This is a genomic window from Castellaniella sp. S9, from assembly GCF_027257175.1.
In the GTDB taxonomy this organism is placed as follows: Bacteria; Pseudomonadota; Gammaproteobacteria; order Burkholderiales; family Burkholderiaceae_B; genus Castellaniella.
In genome coordinates this window covers 115,007-138,185 of the sequence record NZ_JAPFGD010000003.1, presented here as the reverse complement: position 1 = coordinate 138,185, position 23,179 = coordinate 115,007, and the positions used below count along the sequence as shown (strand labels likewise).

General features: G+C 68.3%; 17 protein-coding genes and 1 riboswitch. Of the genes, 12 read left to right on the top strand and 5 right to left on the bottom strand.

Going from position 1 to position 23,179, the window contains the following annotated elements; all coding sequences use genetic code 11:
- Window positions 1–18: 18 nt before the first annotated feature.
- From OOZ48_RS05735 to OOZ48_RS05725, 3 genes are all read right to left on the bottom strand, one after another.
- Window positions 19–942 carry a helical backbone metal receptor gene (locus OOZ48_RS05735; RefSeq protein ID WP_269496500.1) on the bottom strand — a complete coding sequence of 308 codons (924 nt, stop codon included), beginning with the start codon at window positions 940–942 and terminating at the stop codon, window positions 19–21.
- Between the two features lie 8 nt (window positions 943–950).
- Entirely contained in the window at window positions 951–2,876 is a 1,926-nt protein-coding gene (locus OOZ48_RS05730; protein WP_269496499.1) for a TonB-dependent receptor domain-containing protein, read from the bottom strand.
- A 115-nt stretch (window positions 2,877–2,991) separates the two neighbouring features.
- Window positions 2,992–3,165: riboswitch (cobalamin riboswitch) on the bottom strand.
- A 63-nt stretch (window positions 3,166–3,228) separates the two neighbouring features.
- On the bottom strand, window positions 3,229–3,396 hold the full coding sequence (locus OOZ48_RS05725; RefSeq protein ID WP_269496498.1) for a hypothetical protein: 168 nt from the start codon (window positions 3,394–3,396) through the stop codon (window positions 3,229–3,231).
- A gap of 226 nt (window positions 3,397–3,622) precedes the next feature.
- Between OOZ48_RS05725 and metH the strand changes: the two genes are divergently transcribed.
- Together metH and OOZ48_RS05715 are read left to right on the top strand one after the other, a co-directional pair.
- Window positions 3,623–7,396, top strand: coding sequence for a methionine synthase (metH, locus tag OOZ48_RS05720; protein WP_269496497.1), 3,774 nt, complete (start codon window positions 3,623–3,625; stop codon window positions 7,394–7,396).
- Window positions 7,396–8,229 carry a helix-turn-helix transcriptional regulator gene (locus tag OOZ48_RS05715; protein WP_269496496.1) on the top strand — a complete coding sequence of 278 codons (834 nt, stop codon included), beginning with the start codon at window positions 7,396–7,398 and terminating at the stop codon, window positions 8,227–8,229. Before metH ends, OOZ48_RS05715 begins: the two co-directional genes overlap by 1 nt.
- Here the strand turns inward: OOZ48_RS05715 and OOZ48_RS05710 are convergent.
- Window positions 8,218–9,660 carry a DHA2 family efflux MFS transporter permease subunit gene (locus OOZ48_RS05710; protein WP_442867541.1) on the bottom strand — a complete coding sequence of 481 codons (1,443 nt, stop codon included), beginning with the start codon at window positions 9,658–9,660 and terminating at the stop codon, window positions 8,218–8,220. The genes OOZ48_RS05715 and OOZ48_RS05710 overlap by 12 nt on opposite strands.
- Window positions 9,661–9,730: 70 nt before the next feature.
- Between OOZ48_RS05710 and OOZ48_RS05705 the strand changes: the two genes are divergently transcribed.
- The 4 genes from OOZ48_RS05705 (at window position 9,731) to OOZ48_RS05690 (ending at window position 12,094) form a co-directional block, all read left to right on the top strand.
- A complete protein-coding gene (locus OOZ48_RS05705; protein WP_269496494.1) occupies window positions 9,731–9,922 on the top strand; it encodes a DUF3460 family protein in 192 nt (63 codons plus the stop codon).
- A gap of 8 nt (window positions 9,923–9,930) precedes the next feature.
- The gene (locus OOZ48_RS05700) at window positions 9,931–10,803 is read left to right on the top strand and encodes a segregation and condensation protein A (protein WP_269496493.1); all 873 of its coding nucleotides are present in this window, start codon (window positions 9,931–9,933) and stop codon (window positions 10,801–10,803) included.
- Between the two features lie 25 nt (window positions 10,804–10,828).
- Complete coding sequence (panC, locus tag OOZ48_RS05695) at window positions 10,829–11,683, top strand: pantoate--beta-alanine ligase (protein WP_269496492.1); 855 nt, start codon at window positions 10,829–10,831, stop codon at window positions 11,681–11,683.
- Window positions 11,684–11,794: 111 nt separating this feature from the next.
- The gene (locus tag OOZ48_RS05690; protein WP_269496491.1) at window positions 11,795–12,094 is read left to right on the top strand and encodes a response regulator transcription factor; all 300 of its coding nucleotides are present in this window, start codon (window positions 11,795–11,797) and stop codon (window positions 12,092–12,094) included.
- 20 nt (window positions 12,095–12,114) lie between these two features.
- Here OOZ48_RS05690 and OOZ48_RS05685 read toward each other — a convergent pair whose 3' ends face one another.
- The gene (locus tag OOZ48_RS05685; RefSeq protein WP_269496490.1) at window positions 12,115–12,780 is read right to left on the bottom strand and encodes a copper resistance protein NlpE N-terminal domain-containing protein; all 666 of its coding nucleotides are present in this window, start codon (window positions 12,778–12,780) and stop codon (window positions 12,115–12,117) included.
- A gap of 130 nt (window positions 12,781–12,910) precedes the next feature.
- On the opposite strand from OOZ48_RS05685, the gene coaE reads away from it, so the two are divergent.
- Genes coaE through OOZ48_RS05655 form a run of 6 tightly spaced genes read left to right on the top strand, consistent with a single transcriptional unit; the run spans window position 12,911 to window position 23,175 of the window.
- Window positions 12,911–13,543: a dephospho-CoA kinase gene (gene coaE / locus OOZ48_RS05680; RefSeq protein ID WP_269496489.1), complete on the top strand. Its 633-nt coding sequence runs from the start codon at window positions 12,911–12,913 to the stop codon at window positions 13,541–13,543.
- A 12-nt stretch (window positions 13,544–13,555) separates the two neighbouring features.
- On the top strand, window positions 13,556–14,308 hold the full coding sequence (gene zapD / locus OOZ48_RS05675) for a cell division protein ZapD (protein WP_269496488.1): 753 nt from the start codon (window positions 13,556–13,558) through the stop codon (window positions 14,306–14,308).
- A gap of 51 nt (window positions 14,309–14,359) precedes the next feature.
- A complete protein-coding gene (locus tag OOZ48_RS05670) occupies window positions 14,360–15,565 on the top strand; it encodes an efflux RND transporter periplasmic adaptor subunit (RefSeq protein WP_442867540.1) in 1,206 nt (401 codons plus the stop codon).
- Complete coding sequence (locus OOZ48_RS05665) at window positions 15,562–18,648, top strand: multidrug efflux RND transporter permease subunit (protein WP_269496486.1); 3,087 nt, start codon at window positions 15,562–15,564, stop codon at window positions 18,646–18,648. Before OOZ48_RS05670 ends, OOZ48_RS05665 begins: the two co-directional genes overlap by 4 nt.
- Window positions 18,645–21,743, top strand: coding sequence for an efflux RND transporter permease subunit (locus OOZ48_RS05660; protein ID WP_269496485.1), 3,099 nt, complete (start codon window positions 18,645–18,647; stop codon window positions 21,741–21,743). The genes OOZ48_RS05665 and OOZ48_RS05660 overlap by 4 nt, the downstream gene beginning before the upstream one ends.
- Window positions 21,730–23,175: an efflux transporter outer membrane subunit gene (locus tag OOZ48_RS05655; protein WP_269496484.1), complete on the top strand. Its 1,446-nt coding sequence runs from the start codon at window positions 21,730–21,732 to the stop codon at window positions 23,173–23,175. The genes OOZ48_RS05660 and OOZ48_RS05655 overlap by 14 nt, the downstream gene beginning before the upstream one ends.
- Window positions 23,176–23,179 lie beyond the last annotated feature (4 nt).

Sequence of the window (23,179 nt, the reverse complement as noted above, 5' to 3'; positions counted from 1 at the left end):
CGAGGATGCGGCGCGGCCTCAATGCCCCAAGTCGGCCCGGACCCGATCCAGATCCGCGCACAGGGCCTCGGCCGCATCCACCAGCCGGGGGCCGGGGCGATGCAGCCAGTCGGGATCGATGGCGTAGAGATGGCCGCGCATGGCGGCCCGCAGACCCAGTCCGGTCCAATAGGCGCTGCGGGCCGCCAGGGTCTGGCGTCCGTAGGGGGACACGATGACGACGTCCGGGTCGATCCGCAACACGGATTCCACGCTGGCCTGCGGGGCCGCGACGGCGCGGTCGGCATAGGGGTTCACGCCGCCGCAGCGGGCCAGCAGGTCGTCGACCAGTGGGTCCTTTCCGAGGGTGTACAGGGGGTCCACGCCGACTTCGATGAAGACCGTCAGCGGCCGGCCGGCGGGTGCGTGCAGGGCGTCGATGCGTGCCCGCAGGGCCGCGGCGGCGCGGTCGGCGGCCGGGCTGGTGTCCAGGTGCCGACCCAGCGCGCGGATCAGTCCCGGGATGTCGTCCAGGGACCGGGGGTCGGCATAGATCATGGGGACGCCCAGGTTGCGCAGCACGGCGGCGAGCGCCTGGCTGCCGCCCGAGGCCAGCCAGCCCACGACCAGGGTGGGGCGCAGCGCCAGGATGGTTTCCTGGTCGAACTGGATGCCGTCCCCAATGCGCGGGATGTCGCGCGCGGCCGGCGGGTAGTCGCTGCTGAGCACCGTGCCGACGATATCCGCGCCCCCTCCGGCGGCGTATACCAGTTCGGTGACGCTGGGTGCCAGGGTGATGACGCGATGCGGTGTGCCCTCGGCGCCGGCTGGGGCAAACGGCCCGGCGAGCAGCAGGATGGCGGCCAGGACCGCGGCCAGCCGCCGCGCCGCAGTCCGCCCTGCGTGGCCGCGCGCAACTGGGGCGGGACAGACGGCGGGAGCCAGGGCGAGGGCTGCCTTCACGGCGGTGCCTACATCCGCCAGGAGACGTTCACGAAGACATTCGAGCCCGGCGTGTTGTAGCCGTCGACCAGCACGTAGTCCTTGTCCAGCACGTTGTTCCAGCGCACTTGCACGCCCAGGGATTTGCTGAAGTCGTAGGCGGCAGTGAGGTTCACGAGGGAATAGCCGCCCAGGCGCACCTTGTTGGCATCGTCGTCGTAGCGGTTGCCGGTGTACTGGTATTCGGCGCCCAATTTGAAGGCCTGGATGCGGTGTTCGGCGCCCAGGCGGAGGACCTGGCGTGCGCGCCGTGGCAGATCGGTGCCCTGGCCGGGTTGCGGATCGTCATTGCGCGGGTCCAGGAAATCGGCGCTGGCCCGCAGGGTCGTGTCGCCCAGGCGCTGTTCGGCCGTCAGTGTCAGGCCGCGGATGGTGGCCTTGTTCAAATTGCGCATGGTCCCCGCGGTGAAGAACGGGGCGGGCTCCGTGACCTGGTAGATGATCAGGTCGTCGATCCGGTTCTGGTACAGGGTCGCGCGCAGGAGCGTATCCGCCGTCTGGTACTGGATATGCGCCTCGATGCTGCGGGATCTCTCGGGCTTCAGGTCCGGATTGCCCGAGTACGAGCCCACCGGGAAGCCCATGAAGGTATAGAGTTCGTAGGGATAGTAGAGGTCGTTGAATGTGGGCGCATGGAAAGCGGTGCCGCCCAGCACGCCGACTTGAAGGGTGTCCGTGATGTCCAGATCCAGGCCCAGGCTGTACGTCGTCTGGTTGCCGTAGCCGGTGTAGTTGTCGTTACGGACACTGGCCTGCGTGCGCAGGCGGTCGACGCGGCCTTTGTAGATCAGCCCGACGGCGTTGGTGTTGCGCGCGTCCTGGTCGTACAAGGTGGAGCCCTGGACGCGTTCCTCGGTGTGTTCGAGCAGCAGCGCGATCTGGTGATCGGTGTGCGGCTTGAACGTGTTGGTCCAGCTGTATTGGCGCCGGATGGCGTTGAAGCGGCTCTGGTAGGCGCGGTCGTCGTAGCTGTCCTTGGCGAAGGCCACGCGCAGTTCGCTGTCCCACCAGTCTGTGATGCGGTCGGCGCTGCTGAGGCCGTAGGCCTGCTGGCGATAGAACGCATAGGCGTTCGGGATGTCGGGGCCAGCATCATAATCGCCGTTCATGGCGCCGTTGTAGGCCGTCAGGCCGATGCGGTGGCCCGGTGCCCATTGATAGCCCAGCGTGCCCGACAGCGCGTGGTTACGATAGCCGTCCTTGTCCGGGTAGTGCTCGAAATTCGTCTGGTTCGTGGCTTTCAGGCGGCGGGTGGCGTCAAATCCTTGACTGCTGCCGGCACTGGCGGACAGGCTATAGTCCCATCCTTGAGCCGCGCCCGATAGGCCCAGGCCGGACTTGGCCGTTTCATAGGTGCCATAGCCCACATTGGCCCAGGCCGACAGCGGGCGGTCTTGCGCGCCTTTCTTGGTGATGATGTTGATGACGCCGCCGACGGCGTCCGACCCGTACAGGCTGCTGGCCGGGCCGCGCAGGATTTCGATGCGTTCGGCCATGGCGGGATCAAGGGCGGGGAACTGGGCGCCGCCCGATGTCGCGCCATTGATCGGCATGCCGTCGATCAGCACCAGCGTGTGCTGCGCATTCGCCCCGCGCAGGAAGACGCCGGTGGCTGTTTGGGGGCCGCCGCTGCTGGTGAACTGTACGCCGGGCTGGCGGGCCAGGATGTCCACGATGCTGTCGCCGCGCGCGGCCTGCAATTGTTCGGCACCAATGACCGTCACATCACCGATCGCGTCGGCCAGCGGTTCGGGGCTGCGGCTGGCGGTGACGACGATGTCCGGCAAGGCGCGGACCTGGGTATCGGACGTGTCGGGCTGGAGGGTTTGGGCCGTGGCGGCCAGGGGAAGGGAGCACAGAGCAGCGAGCGCGCGCCGCGAATGGAGGGATGCCATGAGATATCCTGTACGGCGCGCGTCCCCGCACGCCATGAACGAACGACATTCCCGCCCGCCGGATGGCGGGGCTTGGGGACAGCGTCACGTCGAAGGCGGTCGCGTCCCGGGAATGGACCAGGTTGCGAGACAGGCCGGTATCGGGCTGGCATGCGAGGCATGCTCACCGTTGCGGGGGCAGCACAGCGGGCGGCCGCCGATAGGGCGGACCGTTCTGTTTCCCGTTTGACTTTCGCATCCGCCCGCCGTGCGGCGGGAAGTCGAAAGCACCTGTTTCGCCGCGAAATATATCACAGCGCCAGCTGCGGTCGGAGGATATCCTAGATGGGCGTGGGGCCGGGGATTTTCTGGATCAGGCGCTGCGGGCGGCCTTGGGCGGGACGCCGACCAGGATGCCCAGGAAGCGGGCGATCAGGCCCGGTTGGTTTTGGGCGGCACGCGCAGCGCGGTCGGCGCGCTCTTCGGCCATCAGGCGCGCGTAGGCCTGGTTGACGGGATGGGTCGAGAAGGGACGCAGCATAGTGTTCTCCTAGCATTGGGCGACGGCGGGGCAATCGCGGGTTTTTACTTATAGGGTAAACCCTAGTATACCAAAGTGACAGAATAAAGCCAGCTTTTGCCTGAGCCTCAGTGTCCTAAATGATTGATATTTGAATGAAAGTGGCCGTTTCATGGCGCCACGGCGGCTCGGCACAGACACCGGGCGATACAATGGCGATTTCCCTTCCAACGCCCACTGGAACGTCGTGACCTATCCTGCCTTGCCTTATCCCATCGAAGCCTATACCCGGGGCGCCGAGTTCGTGCGCCTGCTGACCCGGCGCATCGTGGTGCTGGACGGTGCCATGGGCACGATGATCCAACGCCATAAGTTGTCCGAGGCCGATTTTCGCGGCGAGCGCTTCGCCGGGCATGACAGGGACGTCAAGGGCGACAACGAGCTGCTCTCGCTGGTGCGTCCGGACATCATCCGCGGCATTCACGAGGCCTACCTCGAGGCGGGGGCGGACGTGGTCGAGACCAATACCTTCGGGGCCACGCGCATCGCGCAGGGCGACTACGGGCTCGAGGACCTCGCCTACGAAATGAACGTCGCCTCGGCGCGCCTCGCGCGCGAGGCCTGCGACGCGCTGTCCACGCCGGACCATCCGCGTTTCGTGGCCGGCGCCCTGGGGCCGCAGCCCAAGACCGCCTCCCTGTCGCCCGACGTCAACGATCCGGGCGCCCGCAACGTGACCTTCGAGGAATTGCGCGTGGCGTACACCGAGCAGCTCGAAGGCCTGCTCGACGGCGGGATCGACATCGTGCTGATCGAGACGATCTTCGACACCCTGAACGCCAAGGCGGCGATTTTTGCCATCGAGTCGGTGTTCGAGGCGCGCGGCGTGCGCCTGCCGGTGATGGTCTCGGGCACGGTCACCGATGCCTCGGGCCGCATCCTGTCGGGCCAGACGGTCGAGGCTTTCTGGAATTCGGTGCGCCATGCGCGGCCGGTGACCATCGGGCTGAACTGTGCGCTGGGCGCCGCGCTGATGCGGCCCTACGTGGCCGAGATCTCCAAGATCTGCGACACCTATGTGTGCGTGTACCCGAATGCGGGCCTGCCCAACCCCATGGCCGAGACCGGCTTCGACGAAACCCCGGCGGACACCTCGGGCCTGCTCGAGGAGTTCGCGCGCGCCGGCTTGGTGAACGTGGTGGGCGGCTGCTGCGGCACGACGCCCGAGCACATCCGCCAGATCGCCGACAAGGTGCGCGAGCTGCCCATGCGGGTGCCGCCCCAGATCCCGGTCAAGACGCGCCTCTCGGGCCTGGAGCCGCTCAACATCGACGACGAGTCCCTGTTCGTCAACGTCGGCGAGCGCACCAACGTCACCGGCAGCAAGCAGTTCCTGCGACTGATACGCGAGGAAAAATTCGACGAGGCGCTGGCCGTGGCGCGCCAGCAGGTGGAAAACGGCGCCCAGATCATCGACGTGAACATGGACGAGGGCATGCTCGACGCCCTGGCCATCATGCCGCGCTTTCTGAACCTGCTGGCCTCGGAGCCGGACATTTCCCGCGTGCCGGTGATGATCGACAGCTCGAAATGGCCCGTCATCGAGGCGGGCCTGCGCTGCGTGCAAGGCAAGTGCGTGGTGAACTCGATCTCGATGAAGGAGGGCGAGGGCCCCTTCATCGAGCACGCGAACCTGTGCCGCAAGTACGGCGCGGCCATCGTGGTCATGGCTTTCGACACCGAGGGCCAGGCCGACAGCCTGCAGCGCCGCATCGACATCTGTGCGTGGGCCTACGACATCCTGGTCAAGCAGGTGGGCTTTCCGCCCGAGGACATCATCTTCGATCCCAATGTGTTCGCGATCGCCACCGGCATCGACGAGCACAATCACTATGCGGTCGACTTCATCGAGGCGACCGGCTGGATCACGCGCAACCTGCCCCACGCACGCGTCTCGGGCGGGATCTCGAACGTCAGTTTTTCGTTCCGCGGCAACGAGGCGATGCGCGAAGCCATCCATGCGGTGTTCCTCTACCACGCCATCCGCCAGGGCCTGACCATGGGGATCGTCAATGCCGGCCAACTGGGGGTGTATTCCGACCTGGACCCGGCGGTGCGCGACATGGTCGAGGACGTGGTGCTGGACCGGCCCGAACCGGTGGGCCGCACCGATCCCGCCGACGAGCGCAGTTCGACCGAGCGGCTGGTCGAACTGGCCGACACCATACGCGGCGCCGGCGCCAAAAAGGAAGAGGACCTGGGCTGGCGCGAGGGCACGGTGCGCGAGCGTCTGACGCATTCGCTGGTCCATGGCATCACCACCTTCATCGTCGAGGACACCGAGGAGGTGCGCCAGGAGATCGCCGCGGCGGGCGGGCGCCCGATCGAGGTGATCGAAGGGCCGCTGATGGACGGCATGAACGTCGTGGGCGACCTGTTCGGCTCGGGCAAGATGTTCCTGCCGCAGGTGGTGAAATCGGCCCGTGTGATGAAGCAGGCCGTCGCCCACCTGCTGCCCTTCATCGAGGAGGAAAAACGCCGGATCGCCGATGCCGGCGGGGACGTCCGTTCCAAGGGCCGGGTGGTCATCGCCACCGTCAAGGGCGACGTGCACGACATCGGCAAGAACATCGTCACCGTGGTCCTGCAATGCAATAACTTCGAGGTCGTCAATATGGGGGTGATGGTGCCCTGCAGCCAGATCCTCGCCAAGGCCAAGGAGGTCGACGCCGACATGGTGGGCCTGTCGGGCCTGATCACGCCGAGCCTCGAGGAAATGGCCTATGTGGCCTCCGAGATGCAGCGCGACGAGTATTTCCTCAGCCGCAAGCTGCCCCTGCTGGTGGGCGGCGCCACTACCAGCCGCGTGCATACCGCCGTCAAGATCGCCCCCAACTACGAAGGGCCGGTCATCTATGTGCCCGACGCCAGCCGCTCGGTGGGCGTGGCCACCAGCCTGATGTCCGAGCAGGCCGACCGCTATCTGCAGGAGGTCGCCGACGAATACGCGCTGGTGCGCGAGCGCCACGCCCAGCGCAAGTCCACGCCCATCATCCCCCTGGCGCAGGCGCGCGCGGCGCGCCCGGCCATCGATTGGGCGACGTATCAGCCGCCGCGCCCCAAGTTCATCGGGCGCCGGGTATTCAAGCACTATGACTTGTCCGAGATCTTGAAATTCCTGGACTGGACGCCGTTTTTCCAGACCTGGAGCCTGTTCGGCCAGTATCCGGCGATCCTGCAGGACAAGGTCGTCGGCGAGCAGGCGCAAAAGCTTTTCGAGGAAGGGCAGGCCATGATGAAGCGCGTCGTCGACGGCCGCTGGCTGACCGCCAACGGGGTGGTGGCCTTTTATCCGGCCAATACCGTGAACGACGACGACATCGAGATCTATCGCGATGAAACCCGCAGCGAGGTCCTCATGACCTGGCGCAACGTGCGCCAGCAGACGGCCAAGCGCGAGGGCGTCGACAACAAGTGCCTGGCCGACTACATTGCGCCCAAGTCCACCGGCATCGTGGATTACATCGGGCTGTTCGCGGTCACCGGCGGCGTCGGCATCGAGAAATACGAGCAGATGTTCCAGGAGCAGGGCGACGATTATTCGGTCATCATGCTCAAGGCCATCGCCGACCGCCTGGCCGAAGGGTTCGCCGAGACCCTGCATGCCCGCGTGCGCCGCGACCTGTGGGGTTATGCGGCCGACGAGACCCTCAGCAACGAGGACATCATCGCCGAGAAATACCAGGGCATCCGTCCCGCCCCGGGCTATCCGGCCTGTCCCGAGCACGTGGTCAAGCGCCGCATGTTCGAGGTCCTGGAATGCGAGGAAATCGGCATGCTGCTGACCGAGGGCTTCGCGATGTACCCGGCCTCCAGCGTCAGCGGCTTTTACCTCAGCCATCCCCGATCTCAATACTTCAACGTCGGCAACATCGGCGCGGACCAGGTCGAGGATTATGTGCGCCGCAGCGGCCGCGACGAGGATGACGTGCGCCGCAGCCTGGCGAGCACCCTGCGTTGATGACGACGGGCGGCAAGGACCATACCGCGCGCCGCAAGGCGCTGGGCGAGTTCCTGCGCCGCGCCCGGGCAAGGGTCAGCCCGGCCGACCACGGCCTGCCGGCCGGCGAGCGCCGCCGCACGCCGGGCCTGCGCCGCGAGGAGCTGGCCCAGCTCTGCGGGATCAGCGCCACCTGGTACACCTGGATCGAACAGGGCCGCGACATCTCGGTATCGGCCGAGGTCTGGCGCCGGCTGGCGGACGCCCTGGCGCTGGCCCGCGCCGAGCGCCATTACCTGTTCGACCTGGCCGAATGCGCCGACCCGGAGGGGGCGCGCTACGATGCGGTGGCGCTGCCCGAGGGCCTGGCCGGCTGCGTCGACAGCATCCGCTGTCCCGCCTACATCCTGGATCGCCGCTGGAATCTCCTGGCGCGCAACGAGGCCCTGCTGCGGGTGTTCGACGGCTGGCCGGACCGCAGCCCGCAGCCCAACCTGCTGCACTATATCTTTCTGGATCCGGCCGCACCCGGCCTGGTCGTCGATTGGGAGCGGCGCGCCAGCCGCGTCGTCGCCGAATTCCGCGCGGATGTGGGTGTCCATGCCGAGGACCCCGACATCCAGGCCCTGGTGGCCGACCTTCGGTCCGGCAGCCCGCTGTTCGCCCATTGGTGGACACGCCATGCCGTGGTCGATCGCGAGGGCGGCCTGCGCGAATTCAATCATCCGCGCGAGGGTATCCTGCGTTTCCGCCAGTTCACCTTCCGCCTGGCCACGCGCCAGGACTGCAAGCTGGTGATGCTGCTGGAGGACGGCGGCATCGCCGGCGCGGGCGAGCCGGTTTCAGGCGGCTGAGCGCGCCGTGCGGCCGTGCAGGTCCCGGCCGGCGTGCGCCGGCAGGCGCGCGAACGACAGGGCCGAGGCGGCCACGATCAGGGCCGTGACCGCAAATCCCCAGATCACGTCGATCAGCGCCAGTTCGGCGCCGCCGCGCCACGCCATGCTGAGGTTCAGCGTGACCGCCGCGCAGGCCACGCCCAGGCTGATGCCCAGTTGCTGCGCCGTGGCGGCGAAGCTGCTGGCGCGGCTCATCCGCGCCGAGTCCAGGTCCGCGTAGGTCAAGGTATTGACGGCGGTGAATTGCAGCGAGCGGAAGAATCCGCCGATCAGCAGGATGCCCATCATCAGCCAGACCGGCGTGTCGGCGCGAAAGAACCCGCAGGCACCCACGGAAACCGCGGTCAGCAGTGCGTTGCCGATCAGCACCCGGCGAAAACCGAAGATGCGCACGATGGGCGTGGCGACGAGCTTCATGGCCATGGCGCCCGCCGCCGAGGTGAAAGTGATCAGGCCGGCCGCGAACGGCGACAGGCCGAAGCCGACCTGCAGCATGATGGCCAGCAGGAACGGCGAGGCCCCGATGGCGAAGCGGCACAGGTTGCCGCCCAGGACCGAGACCGCGAAGGTCTGGGTGCGCAGCAGCCCCAGGTCGATGATGGGATAGGTGGTGTGGCGCGCATGGCGGATGTACAGCAGGCCGCACACCAGCCCGAGCGCGAACAGCCCGGCCAGCTGTGGGGGAGGCAGGCTGCCGTGTCCCAGGGCCTCGAGGCTGGAGACCAGCGCCGCCATCGAGACCGCGCTGAGGATGAAGCCCAGCCAGTCCAGGCGAGGCCGGATCGCCGGCACGTCGCGGGGAATGAATTTCAGCACCAGGGCGATGCCCAGCAGCCCCACCGGCACATTGATCAGGAAAATCCAGTGCCAGGTGGCGTAGGTCGCCAGAAAGCCCCCCACCGGCGGCCCGATCACCGGCCCCATCAGGGCCGGCAGGGACAGCAGGGCCATGGCCTTGAGCAGTTCGGCCTTGGGCACCATGCGCAGCAGGATGATCCGGCCGACCGGCACCATCAGGGCGCCGGCCGCGCCCTGCGCCACCCGGGCGGCCACCAGCTGGGTGAGGTCCTGCGCGCCGGCGCAGGCCACCGAACTGAGCGTGAACAGCGCGATGGCGGCGATGAACACGCTGCGCGAGCCGAAGCGGTCGGCGGCCCAGCCGCTGATGGGGACAAAGACCGCGACCGCCAGCAGGTAGGCGGTGATGGTGACGTTCATGCGCACCACCGTGGTTCCGAATCCATGGGCCATCACCGGCAGGGCCGTGGCCACGACGGTCGAATCGAGCATCTGCATGAACAGCGCGCAGCTGACGATCAGGGGGATCATGCGGACGGCGCGGGGATCACCGGCCGGCGCGGGGGGCGTTTCCGGAAGGGAGGCTGACATCTGGGAGGCTGGATCGGCCCGGGTGAAGTACACTGGGCGCATCGATCACTCGATCGGATATGGCGATATTATGGCAAATAACTTTGAATCCGAGCTGACCCAGTTCCTCAAGCAGTACAAGACCGACCGCGACGACACCGAGGCGCGCCAGCGCGCGGGCCGCGGCCGGCTGTGGGACCGCTACATCGATCCCGAGCTCCAGGAAGGCTACAAGGCCGCCCGGGTGCCCCAGGACCCCTACGTCTACTACCAAAAGGCCTGACGCGGCCCATGCGTCCGCCGGACGAGGCCCGCGGGCTGGAGGCCCTGGTGGCCCCCGAGATCGACAGCACGCCCGACGTCGTGGATAGCGTCGCCCTGGCTCGCCTGTACGGCGAGCCGCTGTTTTCCATTCCCCAGGATCTCTATATCCCGCCCGATGCCCTCGAGGTCTTCCTCGAGGCCTTCGAGGGGCCGCTGGACCTGCTGCTCTACCTGATCCGCAAGCAGAACTTCAACGTCCTGGACATCCCCATGGCCGAGGTCACGGCCCAGTACTTGGCCTACGTCGAGCAAATCCGCGAGGGCAATCTGGAACTGGCCGGGGAATATCTGTTGATGGCGGCCATGCTCATCGAGATCAAGTCGCGCATGCTGCTGCCGGTGCGCAAGTCCGATACCGGCGAGGAAGTCGAGGATCCGCGCGCGGAGCTCGTGCGCCGGCTGCTCGAATACGAGCGCATGAAGCTCGCCGCCCAGCGGCTCGACGCCCTGCCGCAGATCGGACGGGACTTCCAGGCGGCGCACGCCTTCGCCGACCTGCGCACCGAACGCCTGCTGCCCGAGGTGTCGGTGGACGATCTGCGCGAGGCCTGGGCGCAGATCATGCGGCGCGCCCGGCTGAATGCCCACCACCGCATCACGCGCGAACAACTGTCCGTGCGCGACCACATGAGCCGCATCCTGCGGCGCCTGTCCGACGTGCGTTTCATGGAGTTCACCGAACTGTTCATGGAGCGCATCCGCGAGGGGGACGCGGCCGCCGTGGTGGTCGTGCATTTCCTCGCCCTGCTCGAACTCGCGCGCGAGTCCTTGCTGGACATCACCCAGGCGGCGCCTTATGCGCCGCTGTACGTCAGACTGTCATATACTCGCTCGGCCTGACCGTTCAGGCACGCCGGAGGAAGCCTTGAAAGTCGTCCATACCATCGAAGCCTTGCGCGACCAGTTGCGTGGACAGCTGCGCGTGGCCTTCGTCCCGACCATGGGCAATCTGCACGAGGCCCACCTCTCGCTGATGCGCCTGGCGCGCCAGCACGGCGACCCGGTGGTGGCCAGCATCTTCGTCAACCGGCTGCAGTTCGGGCCCAATGAGGATTTCGACCGTTATCCGCGCACCCTGGCCGAGGACATCGCCAAGCTCGAACGCGAGCGCGACGTCTATGTGCTGTTCGCGCCCGACGAGCGCGAGATGTATCCCGAGCCCCAGAATTTCCGTATCCAGCCCGCCGAGGCCCTGGGCAAGATCCTCGAGGGCGAATTCCGGCCGGATTTCTTCGTCGGCGTCAGTACGGTCGTGCTCAAGCTGTTCTCCTGCGTCCAGCCGCGCGTGGCGGTGTTCGGCAAGAAAGACTACCAGCAATTGATGGTGGTGCGCGCCATGTGCCGGCAGTTCCAGCTGCCCGTCGAGATCATTGCCCACGAAACCGTGCGCGACGCCGACGGCCTGGCATTGTCATCACGGAATCGCTTCCTGACCCCCGCCGAGCGCGCCGAAGCGCCGAACCTGTATGGCGCCCTGCAGCGCGTGCGCGATGCCGTGCTGGGGGGGAATGCGGACCTGCAGGCCATCGAGGACGAGGCCCGGCGCATGCTGGATGCCAGGGGCTGGCAGGTCGACTATGTGTCCTTGCGGCGCCAGCGCGACCTGTTGCCGCCCGATTCAGCCCAGATCCGCGATGGCGAACCCTTGGTGGTGCTGGCGGCCGCGCGCCTGGGCGCCACGCGCCTGATCGACAATCTGGAGCTTCGCGTCGGGGATTGAAAGGCCTGTGCGACAGGGGCTGTATCAGTGCCTGTCAGGACTGGCAGCTTATCGCTGCGGATCGCGGCATGACAGAATCCAAACGACTTTTGCACGTCCACGGAGCCAGTCATGTCACAACCCGCTGTTTCATTCGACATCCGCGAGGAACGGGCGTCGCCGTTCAACGTCCTGACGCGGCGCGAGCGCGACGTCCTTGCCTATGTGACCCGCGGCACGCCCAACAAGGTGATCGCCGCCGAGCTCGGCGTCTCGCAGCGCACGATCGAGGCGCACCGTGCGCGGATCTTCGAAAAGATGCGGGTGCGCAATGCGGTCGAACTCACCCACCGTTATCTGTACTGGCAGCTCGAGGCCGATGAGGCGCTGTGCCTCCAGACCCAGGCCGGCGCCCCGCGCCTGGCCGGCTAGCGCGGCGTGCGTGACGGGCCTTAGTCCCCCGGGCTGTTGCAGGTCTGCGCGGGCTGGCTCGACAGCTCCTGGATCGGGTCGATGTCGGCCTGGCGCTTCAGGGTGTATTCCAGCATGGGGCGGTGTCCGCCGAACATGAGGATGCGCAGGGTGCTGTTCGAGGCGAACTCAAGCCGGGCCGTGGTGCGCTCGCCGGTTTGCAGCATGATGCGCAGGGGCTTGTCGTTCGTGACGTACCAACAGCCCATCCGGGTGGTGGTGGCTTGCGCCGCGTCGACGGTGACGCTGCGGGCCCGCCACTGGCCGTCCGGCGCCAGGGTCAGCGTCATGCGCGAGGCGGGGCACTGCATGCCATCGACGCAGGGCACCGTGCCCAGGTAGGTGTGCGTGGCCGCCAGGGGTGCCGGCGTGGGGGCTGGGGCCGGGGTGGGCGCCTCAGCCGGTGCCTCGCCTTGCGCGGCCGGCTTGCGCTGGGTGTCTGGTCCGAAACCCAGCTGGATCTGCGAGGGCGCGATGATGTCGGTGCCGCCCTGGGCGCGATGCATGGCATCCGAGGCCGTGCCGGCGGGGGCGCTCTGGTAGTAACCGGATTCGCGTTGCTGGGCGCAGGCGCCCAGCAGGACCAGCAAGGCGGGCACGAGGGCCAGCCGGTACGATCGTCGTATCGCGTGGGCGGAATAGCGCATGGGACGTGCTCCGGGTCTGAAACCCGCATTCTACGCATTTGCGCAAGGCTTGGCGACGGCGGCGAGCCGTGGCCGGGCACCCGCCTTGCGGTACAGTCATGGTCTGGACATGGACAGGAGCCCTCGACGCATGTTTTCCGTCGGCTTGACCGGAGGCATAGGATCCGGCAAATCCAAAGTGGCCGATCTGCTGGCCGGGTGGGGCGCGGCCGTTATCGACACCGACCAGATCGCGCACGCCTTGACGGCGCCGGGCGGCGAGGCGATCGAGGCGATACGCGCGCGTTTCGGCGAGGCCGCCATCGCCCCGGACGGCGCCATGGACCGGGCCTGGATGCGCGCGCGCGCGTTCGAGGATCCAGCCGTGCGCCGCGACCTCGAGGCCATCCTGCATCCCCGGATCGACCAGGCGGTTCGCGACCAGGCGGCGCGCGCGCGTGGCTGCTATCTGGTCTATGTGGTGCCCTTGCTGGCCGAGAGCGGCCGCTGGCGGGATCGGGTCGACCGGATCTGTGTCGTCGACTGCGATCCCGAGACCCAAGTGCGGCGCGTCCAGGCCCGCAGCGGGCTGACGCCGCAGGCCATTGAGCGTATCATGTCCGCACAAGCATCGCGGGCGGATCGCCTGGCCATCGCCGATGATGTCGTGCTCAATGACGGGCCGACCAGCCTCGACGAACTGGTGCGCCGTACCCGTGTCATCCACGATTCCTGGCGCGCGCGTGCCGCGTGCCGATCCGGCGGCGAATCCAGTCACGAATAGGGTGAGTAACGCGTGGTTCTATACGAGTACCCCTGCAACGAACGGGTCCGGACCTTTCTAAGAGTCGAGCATCTGTTCGATCGTCTGTTCTTTTTTGCGCAGGGCGAGGACGCGCGCTGCCACCAGGTTGCGATGGCGACCTTGTTCGACCTGCTCGACATCTGCGACCGGGCCGACCTGCGCACCGCGGTGCTGCAGGACCTCGACCGCCACCGCAGCGCGCTATCGGGGTTGCGCGAGCACCCGGGCGTCGATGGCGCGACGGTGGACAACCTGTTGGCGCAGATCCAGGCGGCCGTCGCCGACCTGGGCGGGCAGGGGCGCATCGGCCAGTACCTGCGCGACAACGAATGGCTGGTCAGCCTGCGCGGCAGGGTGATGGTGCCGGGCGGCTCGTCACAGATCGACATGCCGTCCTACCACGCCTGGCAGATCACGCCCGCCGAGGCGCGGGCGCGCGACCTGGCGCGCTGGATCGATCCGTTCCTGCCCCTGTACCGCGCCATGGCCATGATTCTGCGGCTGCTGCGCGATTCCGGCGATGCCCAGGACCAGCGCGCCGTCCAGGGCGCCTACCAGGAAATGCTGGGCGGCAAGACCTTCCAGCTCCTCAGGGTCTGGGTCGACGGCGCCCAGCAGGTCTTCCCCGAGATCAGCGCGAACAAATACGTGATCTGGGTGCGGTTTTCCACCCAGGACACGGAACTCAAGCCCCAGCCGGCGGTTCGCGACATCAGCTTCCGGCTCGCGCGCTGTAATATCTAGGCTGTATTTCAGCGAGGCGGGGCCCGGTCAGCGACACCGGTGCGCCTCTGCATGCCGGAGATTCATATGGTGGGTTCCACGATGCGGCCGGGGGCGCGCCGCCTGTCCTGGATATTGGGAACGGCGATCGTCCTGGCCGGCCTGGCCGTGGGGGTTTGGCTGTACAAGGGCAACGGGAATGCCGGGGGACCCAGCGGGTTCCCGGGGCGGGGGGGTATGAGCACACCCGTGCGGGTGGCCCTGGCCCAGGACGGTGCCGTCGCCCGGCTGCTCGATGCCATCGGGACGGTGACCTCCAGCGGCACGGTCACCGTGCGTCCACGGGTCGACGGTCTGCTGGAATCGGTTGATTTCCAGGACGGGCAGACGGTCCGCGCCGGCGACGTGCTGGCGCGCATCGATCCCGAGCCCTTTCGCATCCAGCTGGACCAGGCCCAGGGCCAGCAGGCCCAGCATGCGGCCCAACTGGCCAATGCCCAGCGCGATCTCGAACGCTACGAGCGTCTGTTCAAGCAGGACTCGGTGGCGCGCCAGCAGCTCGATACCGCCCGTGCCCAGGTTCTCGAACTGCAGGGGCAGGCACGCACCGACCAGGCGGCGGTCGACGATGCGAAACGCCAGCTGGGCTACACGCGGATCCTTGCGCCGATCGACGGGCGCCTGGGCCTGCGCAAGGTGGATGCCGGCAATATGGTCAGCGCCTCGGACACGGACGGCCTGGTGGTGATCACCCGCAGCCGTCCGATCGACGTGGTGTTCGCGGTGCCCCAGGTCCGGCTCGAGGAATTGATGGCGGGCCAGGCGGCCGGCGGCGGCCTCGTGGTCGAGGCCCGGTCCCGCGAGGGCGACCGCGTGCTGGCGCGCGGCGTGCTGGCAGCCATCGACAACCAGATCGATGTATCAACCGGCACGGTCAGCCTCAAGGCGCGCTTTGCCAACGAGGACGATGCCCTGTTCCCGAACCAGTTCGTCAATGTGCGCCTGTATCTGGGCCAACAGCACGGCATCCTCGTGCCGGTGCGGGCGGTGCAGCGCGGCTCGATCGGCGCCTTCGTCTATCGCATCGATGCGCAGCAGCGCGCGCACGTCGTGCCGGTGCGCACGGGCGCCAGCGACGGCGAGCGCGTCATCATCGAGGACGGCCTGCAGGCGGGCGACCAGGTGGTGGTCGACGGTACTGACCGCCTGCGCGAGGACAGCCCGGTCGAGATCGTGACCGGCGACCCGCAGGCGCCGGCCGGGGTGCCGGCCCGGTGAATCTATCGCGTCCCTTCATCCTGCGTCCGGTCGCCACGACGCTGGCGATGATCGCCTTGCTGCTGACGGGCTTGATGGGATATCGCCAACTGCCGGTGTCGGCGCTGCCCCAGGTGGATTTTCCGACCATCCAGGTCACCACGCTGTACCCGGGCGCCGGACCCGACGTGATGACGGCGCTGGTCACCTCGCCGCTGGAGCGCCAGTTCGGCCAGATGCCCGGCCTGTCGCAGATGCTGTCGACCAGTTCCGGCGGCTCCTCGCGCATCACCCTGCGTTTCGACCTGGACCTGCCGCTGGCCGTGGCCGAGCAGGAAGTCCAGGCGGCGATCAATGCCGCCTCGAACCTGCTGCCGACCGACATGCCCTCGCCGCCGGTCTACAACAAGGTCAATCCCGCCGACACGCCGGTGATGACACTGGCCGTGACCTCGCCCACGCTGCCCCTGTACGAGGTGCGCGACCTGATCGACGTGCGCGTGGCGCAAAAGCTGTCGCAGGTGTCCGGCGTCGGCCTGGTCGCCGTGGTCGGCGGCCAGCGCCCGGCGGTGCGCATCCAGGCCAATCCGCAGGCGCTGGCCGCCCACGGGCTGGCGCTGGCGGACCTGCGCACGGCGGTGACGCGCGCCAACGTCAACCAGCCCAAGGGCAACCTCGACGGCCCGCAGCGTTCGATCACCATCAGCGTCAACGACCAGCTGAGCGATCCGGGTGAATACGAGGCGCTGATCCTGGCCTACGAGAACGGCGCGCCGCTGCGGCTGCGCGACGTGGCCACGGTGCGCCGCGATGCCGAGAACATCCAGCAGGCCGCCTGGTTCGGCCGCGAGCCCGCGATCCTGCTGAACATCCAGCGCCAGCCGGGCGCCAATGTCATCGAGGTCGTCGACCAGGTGCGCGCGCTGCTGCCGACGCTGCAGCAGGGGCTGCCCATCGGCGTGGACGTGGCGGTGGCCTCGGATCGCACCCACACGATCCGCGATTCGGTCGAGCACGTGCAGATCGAGATGCTCCTGGCGATCCTGCTGGTGGTGGCGGTGACCTTCGTGTTCCTGCGCACCTGGCGCGCCACCCTGATCCCTGGAGTCGTCGTGCCGCTGTCGCTGGTGGGCACGTTCGGGCTGATGGTCCTGCTGGGCTTCAGCATCAACAACCTGACCCTGATGGCGCTGACCATCGCCACCGGCTTCGTGGTGGACGATGCCATCGTGATGATCGAGAACATCGCGCGGCACATGGAGCAAGGCCAGAACGCCATGCAAGCCGCGCTGCGCGGCGCGCGCCAGATCGGCTTCACGCTGGTGTCCCTGACCTTGTCGCTGATCGCCGTGCTGATCCCGCTGCTGTTCATGAGCGACGTGGTGGGGCGTTTGTTTCGCGAGTTTGCCGTGACGCTGGCGGTCGCGATCCTCTTGTCGCTGCTGATTTCCCTCACCCTCACCCCCATGATGTGCGCGCGCATGCTGCGCCCGGAGGCCGAGGTGCGCCAGGGCCGCTTCCAGCGCTGGTCGGCGGGCGCGCTGGAGGGCCTGGTGGCTTGGTACGACCGTGGCCTGCACTGGGTGCTGGACCACCAGCGCCTGACACTGTGGGCGGCGGTGGGCACCTTGTTTGTGACGGCAGGCCTGTATGCCGGCATTCCCAAGGGCTTTTTCCCGCAGCAGGATACGGGGGCGATCCAGGCGGTCACGCAAGGGCCGCAGACCGCCTCCTTTGCCGCCATGTCGGCCTTGCAGCGCGCGGCGGCCGAGCGCGTCCTGCAGGATCCCGACGTCGAGGCGGTGTCCTCGTTCATCGGCATCGATGGTTCGAACGCCACCCTCAATACGGGGCGCATGCAGATCGCCCTCAAGCCGCTGGCCGAGCGCGGCGAACGCGTGCAGGGCGTCATGGACCGCCTGGCCGAATCCCTGCGCGGCATTCCGGGCCTGCAGACCTATATGCAGCCGGTCCAGGAATTGTCGGTCGAGGATCAGGTCAGCCGCACGCAGTACCAGCTGACGCTGTCCAATCCCGATCAGGCGGTGCTGAATGAATGGACGCCGCGCCTGGTCGAGGCCCTGCGCGAGTTGCCACAGCTGCGCGATGTGACCGACGACCTGCAGAACAACGGCCTGGGGCTGTCGGTGCGCGTCGATCGCGACGCGGCCGCCCGCCTGGGGGTGACGCAGGCCGCGATCGACGACGCGATCTACGATGCCTTCGGACAGCGCCTGATTTCCACCATCTATACGCAATCGGCCCAGTATCGCGTGGTGCTGGAGGCGGGCGGCGCCATGAAGCAGGCCGGCCCGGAGTCCCTGAACCACGTGTACGTGGCCACGGACAGCGGCGGGGTCACGCCGCTGTCCAGCCTGGCCCGGTTCGAGCCGGGTGCGGCGCAACTGGCGGTGCAGCGCCTGAGCCAATTTCCGGCGGTGACGGTGTCCTTCAACCTGGCGCCCGGCGCGGCCCTGTCGGATGCCGTCGAGGCCATCGACCAGGCCCGCGCATCGCTGGGCATGCCCGAATCGCTGGACCTGCAATACCAGGGCGCCGCGCAGGCGTTCCAGGCCTCGCTCTCGAGCACCCTGTGGCTGCTGTTGGCGGCGGTGGTCACCATGTACATCGTTCTGGGCGTGCTCTACGAGAGCACCATTCATCCCGTGACGATACTCTCGACCTTGCCGTCGGCCGCCATCGGGGCGCTGATCGCCCTGTGGCTGGCGGGCCTGGAGCTCGACATGATCGGGGTGATCGGCATTATCCTGCTGATCGGCATCGTCAAAAAGAACGCCATCCTGATGATCGACTTTGCGCTCGAGGCGCAGCGCGAGCGCGGCCTGGGGCCCCAGGCTGCCATCCATGAGGCCGCGCTGCTGCGCTTCCGGCCGATCCTGATGACCACCCTGGCGGCGTTCTTCAGCGCCATTCCGCTGGTGTTCGCCTCGGGGTCGGGAGCGGAATTGCGCCAGCCCCTGGGCCTGGCGATGGTGGGCGGCCTGCTGTGCAGCCAGGTGCTGACCCTGTTCACCACGCCAGTCATCTATCTGTGGTTCGAGCGCCTGGCGCGGCGCCGGCCCTCCGACCGGGCGGCGCCATGAGGTTCTTTGCCCTGTTCCTGCGCCGGCCGGTGGGCACCAGCCTGCTGTGCCTGGCCATGGTGCTGGCAGGGGCGCTGGCCTTGCGTTTCCTGGCGGTGGCGCCGCTGCCCCAGGTGGACTTTCCCATGATTTCAGTGCAGGCGTCCCTGCCCGGCGCCAGTCCCGAGACCATGGCGTCCAGCGTGGCCATGCCCCTGGAGCAATCGCTGGGCTCGATCGCCGGCCTGAGCGACATGAGTTCCCGCAACAGCGAGGGCTCGACGCGCATTTCGTTGATGTTCGAGCTGGATCGCGACGTCAACGACGCGGCGCGCGACGTGCAGGCGGCGATCAACGCGGCGCGGCCACTGTTGCCCTCCGGGATGCGCGGCAGCCCGACCTACAACAAGGTCAATTCCTCGTCCTCGCCGGTCATGACCCTGGCGCTGACCTCGGGCACCGCCACGCGCGGCGAGCTCTACGACTTTGCGGCCACCGTGCTGGCGCAGAAGCTCGCGCAGATCAACGGCGTGGGCGAGGTCACCGTCGGCGGCAGTTCGCTGCCGGCGGTGCGCGTGTCGCTGAACCCGCGCGCGCTGGAGGCCGCGGGCATCCCGCTGGACACCGTGCGCGAGGCGCTGCGCGACGTGAACTCGCTGCGCCCCGGCGGCGTGGTCGAGCGCGGCGCCTTCCAGTGGCAGGTGGGCTCCGCGGGCCAACTGAGCCGGGCGGCGGACTACGCCCATTTGATCGTGGCCTGGCGCGACGGGCGGCCCGTGCGCTTGTCGGACGTCGCGCGGGTCGAGGATTCGGTCGAGGACACCAACCAGGTGGGCTACTTCAACGACCGTCCCGCGGTGCTGCTGATCATTCGCCGCCAGACCGACGCCAACATCATCGACACCGTGGACACGATCCGCGAGCGGCTGCCCGCTTTGCAGGCGCTGCTGCCCGACAGCGTCACGCTGTCGATCGCGCAGGACCGCACGCCCAGCATCCGCGCCTCGCTCTACGAGGCGGAATTGACGCTGGTGCTGGCCGTCGTCCTGGTGGTGGCGGTGGTGCTGGCCTTCCTGGGACACTGGCGCGCCGCGCTGATCCCGGCCGTCGCGGTGCCGGCCTCGTTGCTGAGTACCTTCAGCCTGATGTGGTGGTTCGGCTTTACGCTCAATACGATCTCCTTGATGGCGTTGATCGTGGCCACGGGCTTCGTGGTGGACGATGCCATCGTGGTGCTGGAAAACATCATGCGCCACATCGAGCGCGGCATGCGGCCGGGTCGCGCCGCGCTGCGGGGCGTGAGCGAGGTCGGCTTCACGGTGCTGGCCATGAGCCTGTCGCTGGTCGCGGTGTTCATCCCGCTGTGGCTGGTGGGCGGCCTGGTCGGGCGCCTCTTCAAGGAGTTCGCCGTGACCTTGTCGGCCGCGATCATGGTCTCGCTGCTGATCTCGGTCACGCTCACGCCGGTCATGGCGGCGCGGCTGCTGCGCCCCGAGGACGAAGGCCGCGAGGCGCGGCCCAACCTCGCGATGCGCGCCTTGCGGCGCCTGGGCGATGCCTGCTGGCGGGGCTACCGGCGCTCGCTGCGCTGGTCGCTGGGCCGCCCGCGCCTGATCCTGGCCCTGCTGGTGGCCACGATCGGCCTGAACGTGTTCCTGTACGCCAGTGTTCCCAAGGGATTCTTTCCTCAGCAGGACACGGGCCAGTTGATGGGGTTCTTCCGTGTCGATACCGGAACGTCGTTCGACCAGACCCAGGCACGGCTGGATTTCTTTCGCAAGATCCTGCTGGCCGATCCCGACGTGGACAGCGTCACGGCATATGCCGGCGGACGCGGCGGCAGCAATTCCAGTTTCATCCAGATCCAACTCAAGCCCCTGGAGACGGGGCGCGCGCCCGCCAGCCGGATCGTCGACCGTCTGCGCGGCCGGTTCGAGCACGTGCCGGGCGCGCGCATGTTCCTGGTTCCGCAGCAGGACATCTTTGTCGGCCATTCGTCGCGCTCGGGCTCGTACAGCTACATGTTGATGAGCAGCGAACTGTCGGCGCTGACCACCTGGATGCCGCGCGTGCGCGATGCGATCGCCCCTTTGCCGCAACTCGTGGACGTGGACCAGGATGTCGAGGACAAGGCGCGGCGCGTCGAACTCCAGGTCGACCGGGATGCCGCGCGCCGCCTGGGGATCGAGATGTCCGACCTGGCCGGCGTGCTGAACAATGCCTTCAGCCAGCGGCAGGTGGCGGTGATCTACGGCGCGCTGAACCAGTACCACGTCGTGATGGGAGTCGAGGCGCGCGACGCGCGCGACATCGGCTCGCTGCGCGCGCTGCACGTCATCAACGCGGACGGCGAGGCGGTGCCCCTGACGGCGTTCGTGCGCATCGGCGAAGGCAATGCGCCGCGCTCGGTCAATCACCAGGGCCTGCTGGCCGCCGATTCGATTTCCTTCGGGCTGGCGCCGGGCGTGTCGCTGGACGAGGCCCTGCAGGCGATCGACGATGCGGTCGCCCGCATCAACCTGCCGACCCATCTGGTCCAGGCGGGGTTGGACCAGAGCTCCAGCCTGATGCGCGATGCCGTCGCCCAGCAGCCGCTGATGCTGCTGGCCGCGCTGGTGGCCATGTACATCGTGCTGGGCATGCTCTACGAGAGCACCATCCATCCCATCACCATCCTGTCGACGCTGCCCTCGGCGGGCGTGGGCGCCTTGCTGGCACTGCGCATGGCCGGCATGGAATTCACCCTGATTGCGCTGATCGGCGTGTTCCTGCTGATCGGCATCGTCAAGAAGAACGCCATCATGATGGTGGACTTCGCCTTGCAGGCGCAGCGCCGTGACGGGCTGGATCCGCGCGAGGCGATCTACGAGGCCTGCCTGGCGCGGTTCCGGCCGATCATGATGACGACGCTGTCGGCCATGCTGGGCGCGCTGCCGCTGGTGCTGGCATCGGGCGCCGGGGTCGAGATGCGCCAGCCCCTGGGCCTCACCATCCTGGGCGGCTTGCTGGTCAGCCAGGTGCTCACGCTCTACACTACGCCGGTCGTTTATTTGTATATGGATCGTCTACGTGGTCGGCGCCGGCGGGAACAGGAACTGGGACATGCGGGTTCGTAGCCTGGCGCATCGTGCCCGCGTGGCGGTCCCGGCGGCCGCCTGCGCGCTGCTGCTGGCGGCTTGCGCCGTGGGTCCGGACTACCAGCGGCCCGCCCTCGAGGTCGGCGCCGCGTATCGGCACGCGCCCGAGGGCCAGTGGCGCCGCGCCCAGCCCGGCGGGGCGGGCCTGGATGCCGATTGGTGGCGCATGTTCGGCGATGCCGGCCTGGACGGCATGATGGCCTCCCTGGCGGGCGGCAACCTGGACATCGCCATCGCCGAGGCCCAGTACCGGCAGGCGCGCGCCTCGCTCGATCGTGCGCGCGCCGGCCTGTTTCCGACTGTGGGCGCCTCGGGGACATACACCCGCGCGGGCCGCGGCAATGCGACGGCCGACAATCCCTCCAATGAATACGGCGCCTCGGTCTCGGTCAGCTGGGAGGCCGACCTGTGGGGCAAGGTGCGCCGCGGCGTCGAGGCCGGGCGGGCGGGGTTGGCGGCCGGCGCGGCCGACCTGGCCGCCGCGCGCCTGAGCATGCAATCCACCCTGGCGCAGGCCTATTTCGCGGTCCGGGCCAACGAGGCGCAGGCCGGATTGCTGGATCGCACGGTCGCGGAATACGAACGCGCCTTGCGGATGACCCGCAATCGCTACGCGGCGGGCGTGGCTTCGCCGGCCGACGTGGCCGCCGCCTCGGCGCAGCTGGACAATGCGCGCACCCAGCGGATCCGGCTGGGCTGGCAGCGCGAACTGCAGGTCAACGCCATTGCCGTGTTGCTGGGACGCACCCCCGCGGCGTTCACCATGCCGGCGGGCGCCGGCGTGCCCGAGGTCCCCGAGGTCCCCGCCGGCATGCCCTCGACGCTGCTCGAGCGCCGGCCCGACGTGGCCGCGTCCGAACGACGCGTGGCCGAGGCCAACGCACAGATCGGCGTGGCCGAAGCCGCATGGTTTCCCGACCTGACCCTGGGCGCGCAGGCCGGCTGGCGCGCGGCCGAGTTCGTCGACTGGCTGAGCGCGCCGGCACGGTTCTGGACCCTCGGCCCCACCCTGGCGCTGACCTTGTTCGACGGCGGCGCGCGCCGCGCCGAGCTGGAGTCGGCGCGCGCGGCCTACGATGCCCAGGCCGCCGCCTACCGCAAGACCGTGCTCGAGGCCGTGCGCGAGGTCGAGGACGCCCTCGCGCAGACCGGCGCCATGGCGCGCGCCCAGGCGTCCCAGGCCCGCGCGCTGGCGGCCGCGCGCGAGACCCTGCGCCAGATCACGAACCAGTACGAGGCCGGCCTGGTGGACTACCTGAGCGTGGTGCAGGCGCAGACCAGCGCGCTGTCGGCCGAGCAATCCGCGCTGGACCTGGAGGCCCAGCGGCTGGAGGCCACCGTGCAGCTCATTGCCGCCCTGGGCGGCGGCTGGGCGGGCCTGCCACACCCGGATCCCGGCGACGCATCCTAGTGTG

Bases quoted from the DNA above. Each gene is read 5' to 3' on its own strand.
- OOZ48_RS05730 (WP_269496499.1), bottom strand. From the start codon at position 2,876: ATGGCATCCCTCCATTCGCGGCGCGCGCTCGCTGCTCTGTGCTCCCTT.
- OOZ48_RS05690 (WP_269496491.1), top strand. From the start codon at position 11,795: ATGTCACAACCCGCTGTTTCATTCGACATCCGCGAGGAACGGGCGTCG.
- OOZ48_RS05655 (WP_269496484.1), top strand. From the start codon at position 21,730: ATGCGGGTTCGTAGCCTGGCGCATCGTGCCCGCGTGGCGGTCCCGGCG.
- OOZ48_RS05700 (WP_269496493.1), top strand. From the start codon at position 9,931: ATGCGTCCGCCGGACGAGGCCCGCGGGCTGGAGGCCCTGGTGGCCCCC.
- OOZ48_RS05670 (WP_442867540.1), top strand. From the start codon at position 14,360: ATGCCGGAGATTCATATGGTGGGTTCCACGATGCGGCCGGGGGCGCGC.
- OOZ48_RS05685 (WP_269496490.1), bottom strand. From the start codon at position 12,780: ATGCGCTATTCCGCCCACGCGATACGACGATCGTACCGGCTGGCCCTC.
- OOZ48_RS05715 (WP_269496496.1), top strand. From the start codon at position 7,396: ATGACGACGGGCGGCAAGGACCATACCGCGCGCCGCAAGGCGCTGGGC.
- OOZ48_RS05710 (WP_442867541.1), bottom strand. From the start codon at position 9,660: ATGTCAGCCTCCCTTCCGGAAACGCCCCCCGCGCCGGCCGGTGATCCC.
- coaE (WP_269496489.1), top strand. From the start codon at position 12,911: ATGTTTTCCGTCGGCTTGACCGGAGGCATAGGATCCGGCAAATCCAAA.
- OOZ48_RS05660 (WP_269496485.1), top strand. From the start codon at position 18,645: ATGAGGTTCTTTGCCCTGTTCCTGCGCCGGCCGGTGGGCACCAGCCTG.
- OOZ48_RS05725 (WP_269496498.1), bottom strand. From the start codon at position 3,396: ATGCTGCGTCCCTTCTCGACCCATCCCGTCAACCAGGCCTACGCGCGC.
- OOZ48_RS05705 (WP_269496494.1), top strand. From the start codon at position 9,731: ATGGCAAATAACTTTGAATCCGAGCTGACCCAGTTCCTCAAGCAGTAC.